Origin of the sequence: Methylobacterium sp. E-066 (genome assembly GCF_022829635.1) — a bacterium.
In the GTDB taxonomy this organism is placed as follows: Bacteria; Pseudomonadota; Alphaproteobacteria; order Rhizobiales; family Beijerinckiaceae; genus Methylobacterium.
Window position 1 is genome coordinate 1 of the sequence record NZ_JAKSYO010000098.1, and the last position, 7,704, is coordinate 7,704.

General features: G+C 62.7%; 9 protein-coding genes. 2 read left to right on the top strand and 7 right to left on the bottom strand.

The features are described from left to right. Window positions 1-168, bottom strand: a 168-nt coding sequence (locus tag MKL20_RS13855) for a transposase (protein WP_244037158.1), incomplete at its 3' end; no start/stop codon positions are given. A gap of 1,131 nt (window positions 169-1,299) precedes the next feature. On the opposite strand from MKL20_RS13855, the gene MKL20_RS13860 reads away from it, so the two are divergent. Beyond that, window positions 1,300-2,358: a hypothetical protein gene (locus tag MKL20_RS13860; RefSeq protein ID WP_244037159.1), complete on the top strand. Its 1,059-nt coding sequence runs from the start codon at window positions 1,300-1,302 to the stop codon at window positions 2,356-2,358. 39 nt (window positions 2,359-2,397) lie between these two features. On the opposite strand, the gene MKL20_RS13865 is transcribed toward MKL20_RS13860, so the two are convergent. Then, window positions 2,398-2,706 (bottom strand): hypothetical protein, encoded by a 309-nt coding sequence (locus MKL20_RS13865; protein WP_244037152.1) that lies wholly within the window; start codon window positions 2,704-2,706, stop codon window positions 2,398-2,400. Window positions 2,707-3,143: 437 nt separating this feature from the next. On the opposite strand from MKL20_RS13865, the gene MKL20_RS13870 reads away from it, so the two are divergent. Continuing rightward, a complete protein-coding gene (locus MKL20_RS13870; RefSeq protein ID WP_244037153.1) occupies window positions 3,144-3,392 on the top strand; it encodes a hypothetical protein in 249 nt (82 codons plus the stop codon). Between the two features lie 492 nt (window positions 3,393-3,884). On the opposite strand, the gene MKL20_RS13875 is transcribed toward MKL20_RS13870, so the two are convergent. The 5 genes from MKL20_RS13875 to MKL20_RS13895 all read right to left on the bottom strand — a co-directional run. Next, window positions 3,885-4,139: a hypothetical protein gene (locus MKL20_RS13875; protein WP_244037154.1), complete on the bottom strand. Its 255-nt coding sequence runs from the start codon at window positions 4,137-4,139 to the stop codon at window positions 3,885-3,887. A gap of 320 nt (window positions 4,140-4,459) precedes the next feature. Next, window positions 4,460-5,497 carry a DUF3500 domain-containing protein gene (locus tag MKL20_RS13880; protein ID WP_244037155.1) on the bottom strand — a complete coding sequence of 346 codons (1,038 nt, stop codon included), beginning with the start codon at window positions 5,495-5,497 and terminating at the stop codon, window positions 4,460-4,462. Window positions 5,498-5,564: 67 nt separating this feature from the next. Beyond that, a complete protein-coding gene (locus tag MKL20_RS13885) occupies window positions 5,565-6,188 on the bottom strand; it encodes an O-methyltransferase (RefSeq protein ID WP_244037160.1) in 624 nt (207 codons plus the stop codon). Then, on the bottom strand, window positions 6,188-6,640 hold the full coding sequence (locus tag MKL20_RS13890) for a PadR family transcriptional regulator (protein ID WP_244037156.1): 453 nt from the start codon (window positions 6,638-6,640) through the stop codon (window positions 6,188-6,190). The genes MKL20_RS13885 and MKL20_RS13890 overlap by 1 nt, the downstream gene beginning before the upstream one ends. Window positions 6,641-7,449: 809 nt before the next feature. Continuing rightward, a partial coding sequence (locus MKL20_RS13895; protein ID WP_244037157.1) for a hypothetical protein occupies window positions 7,450-7,704 on the bottom strand: 255 nt, incomplete at its 5' end.

Sequence of the window (7,704 nt, forward strand, 5' to 3'; positions counted from 1 at the left end):
GGGCCCGTAACGCGCCGGGATGTCGGCCCACGGCGCACCCGTGCGCAGCCGCCAGAAGATCCCGTTCAGCACCCGTCGGTCGTCCACCCGATCCTTGCCGCGTACGTCCGTCGGCAGAATCGGCTCGATCACCGCCCACTCTGCATCCGTCAGGTCAAACCGCGCCATCCTCGGTCCTCCATTCGAAGAACCAACGATGCCCCGACCAAACCGTGCCACCCGTTATGGGTTCACGACCTAGCCTGATATTATGTTGTTAGGGCGAAGAGAGACGGGGAGAATTCGGCCCGTCCGTCGCTGCCTAAATTGTCGATACGGCTGGCGTGCCGCCGACATCCATCAGCCGACCCTACGTGCAGCCTCGCGCACCTGTTGAGTCGCCATCTCGACGCGCCCGCTGGCCTTTCTCCCTGCCCGTAAAAGTTGTGGCTGATCTCACCTAAAATATATTAAATAGAGGTGAATTCGCTGTATATTTGACCAGTTCTGTATTGAATTTACGGAGTATAATTGCGGTATCATAAGTTATAGAAATGACGATTTATATAACCACGGGTTGCATATAATCATAATTCATTCGCGCTTAGATTGACAAAAAGGCTCTATCTGAACTATCTGACGCCGTCTGAAGATCGCGCCATTGTGTTGTGTTGACGCAACTAACAAGGAGGTCGAATAGAAAGCAGAGGGGTCCCGCCGATCTGGGAGTTTGGGCGAAGGGCAGCTAGGGATCCCGTGGCTCGCCCATCCTGACCTCTGCCATTAACTCACGCTCGGCCGGTAGCAGGAACCACCCGGCGGCCCCGCCCATCTGCCGCTCCTCGACCAGCCCGAGATCCCGCAGCATTGACCGACGCTCGGGTGTACCCCGTGCCGCATACCTTGCGGGTATAAGGCGCAGGCCCGAAGGAGATCGAGCGGCTGAGCCGAGCGGGTCAGGGCTGTAGAGCAAGACGTTCACGGCCCTCGCCAGCACGTAGACGGTATCGCCCTCCTTGAACGGAAAGCGTAGCGGTCGGCCCCGACATTCATCGTACAGAACCGCAGTCACGTCACCTGTCTACACCCCAGAGCCCTTCGGTGCCGGACTGATGTTATCATACGAGTGCATGATCGCGCCACACTGCTATTATAGTGCCGTTAACCTTGTTTAGTTTCGGCATCGGCACTCAACGGCGCCTGTTAACCACTTTGTCATCTTCGTTAATTCTTCGTTGACGGGATACGGCAACTTGTGAGGAAATACGTAGGCGGGTGAGCGCCCGCTGCGTAGTGAGGCTCCTCATGGTTCGGGTCGCGATGTCGTGGCTCTCCTCGCGCCAGCGGGGGCTCACTGGAGCCCTCCTCGCGCCGCTGGCGCTGCTCGCTGGGACCGGCTCGGCCAGCGCCCACGTGAAGTGGTTCTGCGCCTACGATGTCGCCGGGCAGCCACGCGGCCTCGAACAGGTGCTCTGCCCGGACTTCGAGTGGCTCACCGGCCTCGCGCTGGTCTGCCTGATGTTCGGCTGCCTCGCCGAAGGAACGCCGCTCGGCGGCGCGCTGCTTAACGCGCTCGACCGCGTCACCACCCGGATCCGCACCGACACCGAACTCCTGGTACGCGCGACTCTCGGCTTCTTCTTGGTCTCGCTCTGGGGTCTCGGCGGCATCATCCTGACCCCGGAACTCAAGACCGACCTCGCCTGGGTGCCGTGGCTGCAACTCGCCATGGCCGCCTGCCTGATCTGGCGCCGGGCTATGCCGCTCGCAGGTGTCGGTCTCCTGTTCCTGTTCGGCTTGGCCACGTGGCAGTACGGCTTGTTCCACCTCGCCGACTACCCGATCTTCCTCGGCATCACCGCCTACCTCGTCCTCCAGGGCCTCGACCGGCGGCCCTTTGGCGTCCGTCCGCTCGACATCGTGCGTTACACCGCCGCCGTCACCTTGATGTGGGCCTCGATTGAGAAGTGGGCCTACCCCGAGTGGACCGCTCCGCTGCTGTCCGCCAAGCCCGAGATGACCATGGGGGCATCGCCCGGCCTGTTCATGCAGTCGGCCGGGGTGATCGAGTTCACCCTGGCGTTCTCGCTGATCTGGACGCCCCTGGTGCGGCGCGCCTCCGCGATCATCCTGACCGCGATCTTCGTCTCGGCGATCTTCGAGTTCGGCAAGGTGGACGCGATCGGCCACTCCGGCATCATCGTGGTGCTGCTTGGCATCGCCGCCGACGATACACGCCGCACGGTTCGGGTGCGGGATGTCGCCCTCGTCCCGGCTGGGTATGGCGCCGCGCTCGCGGTGTTCTTGGTCCTGTACTACGTCGGCCACGAGGCCCTGTTCGGCACCGCGGTCGTGGTCGGGAACTGGCCGGTGATCTGACCCTGGCTAGGCCGTCACCCAAGCGTCAGCTTCATCGATCTACTCGACATGGACGGCGAGCTTCATCTTTGGATGGATGCCGCAGAGTACCAGGAAATCGCCGCCCTTCGGGAAGCTGATAACAGCCCTGGTGCCGGGATCCTGGTCACCGGAGTCGTAGGTGAGATCGGGTGCGTCGATGTAGGCGTGGTGGATCAGGTCGGCATCGTCGTTGACAATGGTGATGTGCTCGCCCGGATGCAGACCTATCGCCCCTGGTCGGAACTGCCTGCCCTTCTGCGAGATGACGTGCTCGGCGTCCGGCAGCGCGGCGATGGCAATGCCCACGAAAGTCAGCAGGATCGTCATGCTCAGAAGCACCTGCTTGCGCACGTCATGGTTGGATTTATACATGAGGACAACCAACCGCGGAACAGCTTCAAGTCGCGTGAGAGTGAATTTTCGCCGCCGAAGATCTAATTAATTTCAACTCGAAGTAGGCAGGTCGTCGCGATCCCAAATTCGTGATTGTTGAGATGGATAAACTGGGGAACTGCATGCGCACGGCGGCCCGTCGAAGCGCACAACTGCCCGATCGTCCTAAATGCTACATTTCATTTCCCCTGAGAAGTTCACGTTGGCGTGATCGCAGCGGTAGTGCCATGTTACGGACTACGTTCGTTCGACCCAGCGAAACAGCCCTACTGGGCACATAATGCAGATCCGTCATGCGCTAACCGCCAGGATCGCTCTGAGGCTGAGGCGCATTCAGCCTAGGCAGCAATTGCTGCGGCCTGGAGCATGCCGTGCACAACCCCTTCTTCTCGTCGATGATGCTCGCGATCGAGGCCCAGCGCGTGGTCGAACTGCGGTTGGTCCGGCTTGCCTGGGGCGGCAGCGAGGGGATGGCCGAGGCGCAGTCCATGGTGATCGAGAAGATGCACGCTGCCGGTGAGGCCATGATGACGCTGATGACCGGCGGCTCGCCCGAGATGGTCATCGCCCGCTACCGTGAGCACGTCGCCTTCAACACCAAGCGTCTCACCGCAGGCTGACGCTGGTGCCGCTTTTCGGCGAGCCCGGCACGACCTCTGCGTCTACTCCCTCGGACACCACGCAGACATTCCGGGGAGCCTCACGCCATTGAAGACGACGCCACGTGTCCGACCGGGCATCTCCGAGGTCGATGCCGCGGTGGGTACGCTCACGGTTTTAGTCCTGGCCATCGAGCGCACGCCGAACGCTCCCAAAGCTGTTGACCATCGGACCGCGATCCGACGACAGGGCCGAGCGCTGGCGGCCCTGGGTGGTCCTGACATGATGGAAGCCGTCCTACAGAAAGTCGCAGAGCTATCGCAAGTCTATGCAGAAGCGCGGCGGGCGATCATCGCCGCAGAGTGGGCCAGGACTAGCGCGTCGATACGATGAAGCTGGCCTATGGAGTGAGAGCTTACTGGAGCGTTCCACGCTGCACGGCTTTACGCCCTGCTAACCCTGACCCACCACGGTCACGCGCCTCATCGCAAGGATCAGCGCATGACCATGATCTAGGTGCGCGAAAAAGGACCGTCCGGGCGTCCGACCTGTTCCCGGTCACCGAGGATGCGGCGCCCTGATGCGATGATCTGGATCACCTCCCGTCTGTCGCATTCCTGGCGGGCTAGGACCTCCAGGTCGCGCAGATAGACGATCACGGGCTGGCGCATGCGCGCGTGCTGTTGCAGAACCGGCTCGACCTTGGCCGAGACTTGCTCAGCGAGCGTGTCCCAGAATTCAGGAGGCTTCGCACAATCGGCTCCCATTCAGCATGCTCCTTCTGTGAAGAGCGACCTCGTCAGCCGTGGATCGAGGGGGAAAAGCCCAGAGCCAACAGGACTGCCCGGAGTGGATCCGGTTCGACCAACATGACGGATGGGAAGCGCCGCTAAAATTACCTGCGTTAGATCGAGGTCGTGTTGCGGCAGCGTCACGCGTCCCTCCTCGCTCGCGAACGAACTCGCGGCCAAACTCAATCTCTCAGATGGATCGAGGGGGCGGGCATTGTCTGCGTCTTACTGAACCCATTCGCGAGGTCCGCAAGCAGCACTGAACTTTCATATTGGAAGCGGACGTGTCGCGGAGGCTACGTCGTCAGTGCCCGCCCGTAGGCGTTTCCGGGATCCCGGTAGATGGTGTGGACGTGCATCGTCAGATCGCCGCCCGGTTCCTGCGGTGAGAACTCGATGAACAGCCTCGGTCCCTGGATGCGGAAGTACGATGCGCCATTCCGGTCCGGCTTGCGGGTCGTCGGACCGCTCCAGGCGAAGAAGGTTTCGTCCAGCCCGTCCCTGATCTCCGACAAGCGAGGGGCGGCATGAACGTCGTTGAGCAAGCCCGCCCATTCATGAATGAGGTCGAATAGCATCTCGCGCTGCCGCGGGGCCAGCGTCGAGCCCTTCACACCAACGGGTAGCATCGTCACCCCATCGCGTCCCGGCCCGAGCACCAATTCCGACACGGGGTGGCCGATGACGGCCCATCCGCGCTGCTTGCTGTCGAACGTGTCAAGCAGGGCGAATGCCTTGTCGTTCTCGGCAGCGAGGGCGCGGACCCGCTTCCCGTCCTCCTCGTAGATCGCGGGTAAGCACCCCGTCAGGACAGGTGCCAGCACGGCATGGCCGCCCAGCATGGTGACGTTGAGCGCCAGATGATGCCCGCCGAACTGCACCATCCAGAAATCGGTGACGCTTGGCGTCCCGAAGATGGCGAGGGTGTAGGCTGCACGTCCTGAGGCGTAAGGCGTGCCGGTGTCCGCTAAGGCTTGGTCAGACCCCATGATGTCGAGCACCTTGCGATAGCCCCTGTCGCTCAACAGCACCCGCAAGAGCGCCATGGCGGCTTCGCGTTGTGCATCATCTAGGCTACCCAAGCGCAGACCCGGACGCGGCACGTCGCTGACCGGGAAGTTCGACCACATCGCCCGACCATACTGCTCGCCGACCATGTCCACGTCGCTGCGCATGCCGCCCCTGAAGTGGGCAGCGGTCGCCTTCGGTTGCGGCTCGAAGGCGAACTGCACCGCGGCCCGCTGCTCGTCGCTCAGCGTGCTCAGGAAGGCCGTCGCCGCAGCGGCGATGGCCTGCGTCTGCGCGGCGCCCGCACCGTGAGCCGGGTTCGCCAAGCCGCCTCCCGAGGCGCGAAGCAGCGTGCAAATGGCGACGGCGCCAGTCAGAGCAAGAAAGACCCGCCTACGCATGCGAGGCACCGTCCCCGTACCGGCTGATCTCGATGCCTTGTCCCACGGGCAGCATGACGCTCGTCATGTCGGGCTTGGCGCGGACCGCCCGGACGTAGTCCGTCACGTCGGAGCGATCGGTCCGGATGTTATCGGCCACGATGATCGCTCCGGGGTTAAGCTTGGGATAGAATACCTCCAGGCACGGCACGTAGAGGTCCTTCCACAGATCAACCAGGACGAAGTCGATGCCGTCCGGCAACGCGCGGATCATCTCGACCGCGTCGCCAACCTGAAAGTCGATGCGGTCGGCGAGCCCGGCCCTCTGGGCCATGTCGCGGGCGAACGCGGACTTGTACGCGTGCACCTCCATCGTGATGAGGCGGCCCCCGCTCGCCCGTGCCGCCTCTGCGAGCCAGATGCCCGAGTAGCCGAACGACGTGCCGAGTTCGAGGATGGTCAGCGCGTCGAGGCTGCGCGCCAGGATGTTGAGAAGCTGGCCGGTCTGCGGCCCCACGGCCCGCATGCGCTGGTCCTGCCCACCATCCCGGCCCCCCGGCGCCTCGCGGGGCTGCGTCCGTTCCTGCTGAATTCGCTCGTGATAGCTATTCAGCACGGCTGCGATCGTCTCGTCCATCATGCGCGCTCAACGGCCAGGGCTGCTGCATCGAGGGCGGCGGCGATCTTCTCGGCCGTCGCTTGGTCGATCGATCCGTTTCTGAGGCGCAGGCGCAGCGCCAGCTTGAGGTTCTCCATCCCGCGGGTCACGGGGGCGGGCTCACCGTGACGGTGGCCGCTTCCTGGCGAGGTGATGCGGGCGAGCAGGGCTTCGGCAAGACCGCGATTGGTGGCGTGGAAGGCTTCGCCCTCGGGCGTGATGCGGTACGACTTGCGTCCGCCATCCTCGACCTCGACCTGGGCGTAGCCCATGTCCTCCAACCATGCGAGCGTCGGGTAGATCACGCCAGGGCTGGGGCTGTAGCCGCCACCCGTGCGCTCTTCGAGCACCCGCATCAACTCGTAGCCGTGGCGGGGCTTCTCGGCGATCATGGCCAACACGAGCAGGCGCAGTTCGCCGTAGTCGAACATCCTGCCGCCATGGCGACCTTTGTGTCGGTGCCCGTGATGGTGATGGCCACCGTGCCCGCGGTGATTATCATCCCTGCGCTGGCTTCCGGACAGGTCCAGCCCGTCCTCATGTCTATGTCTCATGAGCGAGAGATATGGATCTCGATATATCGCAGTCAAGATATATCGCGGTTGTGACCATCACGTTAGGCTGGGCTGCTCAAGCCTCTTCGAAGCCGATCAGAGGTGGTGCGCCCATCGGAGCACTTGAAAGCAGACGCTTTAGCCATTCAAGGTTAGCCGGAAGTACCCCCCACTAGGGATAGCAAGCATTAGATTTCAACCACTACCTCGCGAGGCTGCGAAGCTGTAGCGACAGTCCTCGTAAAATTATTGCGTGTTGTGTTCGCTCTTTCCTACAGCACGTGATCGGATCGGACGGCGGCCCTGATTAGATGGTCAGGTAAGCGCCAGCGGATGCGGCGAGAATGTACCCGAGTAGGTGTCTGGCTTGAGGGGGCAGCCGCTGTGCGCCCTCCGATGCGTCATCGTCTTACCGAACGTGGGGCCGCTGTAGGCACCGTTGATTGATACGGGTCCGTGGCAGGCCGGGCAACGCTTCATGACCACTGCATAACGACTCACTGCCTTATCAAGGCTGACCGGACGCCACTTGCCTTTGATCTTCACTTCGCAGGTCTGGGGATCAGGCTGGGTCATGTTCTCTAAGTGCCATGATGGAAGTAACTGCCATTGACCCCTGGTCGGATGAGGCAGCAGGTCATCCGTGCGGCGATGGCTCCAGCAACCTCCCCGCTCTATAGTTCGAGCTACACGCCGACCCGCTTGGTCCCGAGGTGCCGCCCGATCCAGTCTTGAGCCGCGTCCACGTCCAGGAACAGGGGCGCGCTCATCACCGCGGTCAGGCCGAACCCAGCCTCCAAGAACCACATGCCCGCGTTGGACCCGTGCTGCCCGGACAGGTGCACCAGCACCGCCACAAGGAACCCATCTGCGAACACAAGCTGACCGTCGCTGTCTTCACTGCTGGTGGCGACACGCACGGGCTGGAGATGCAGGGTCAT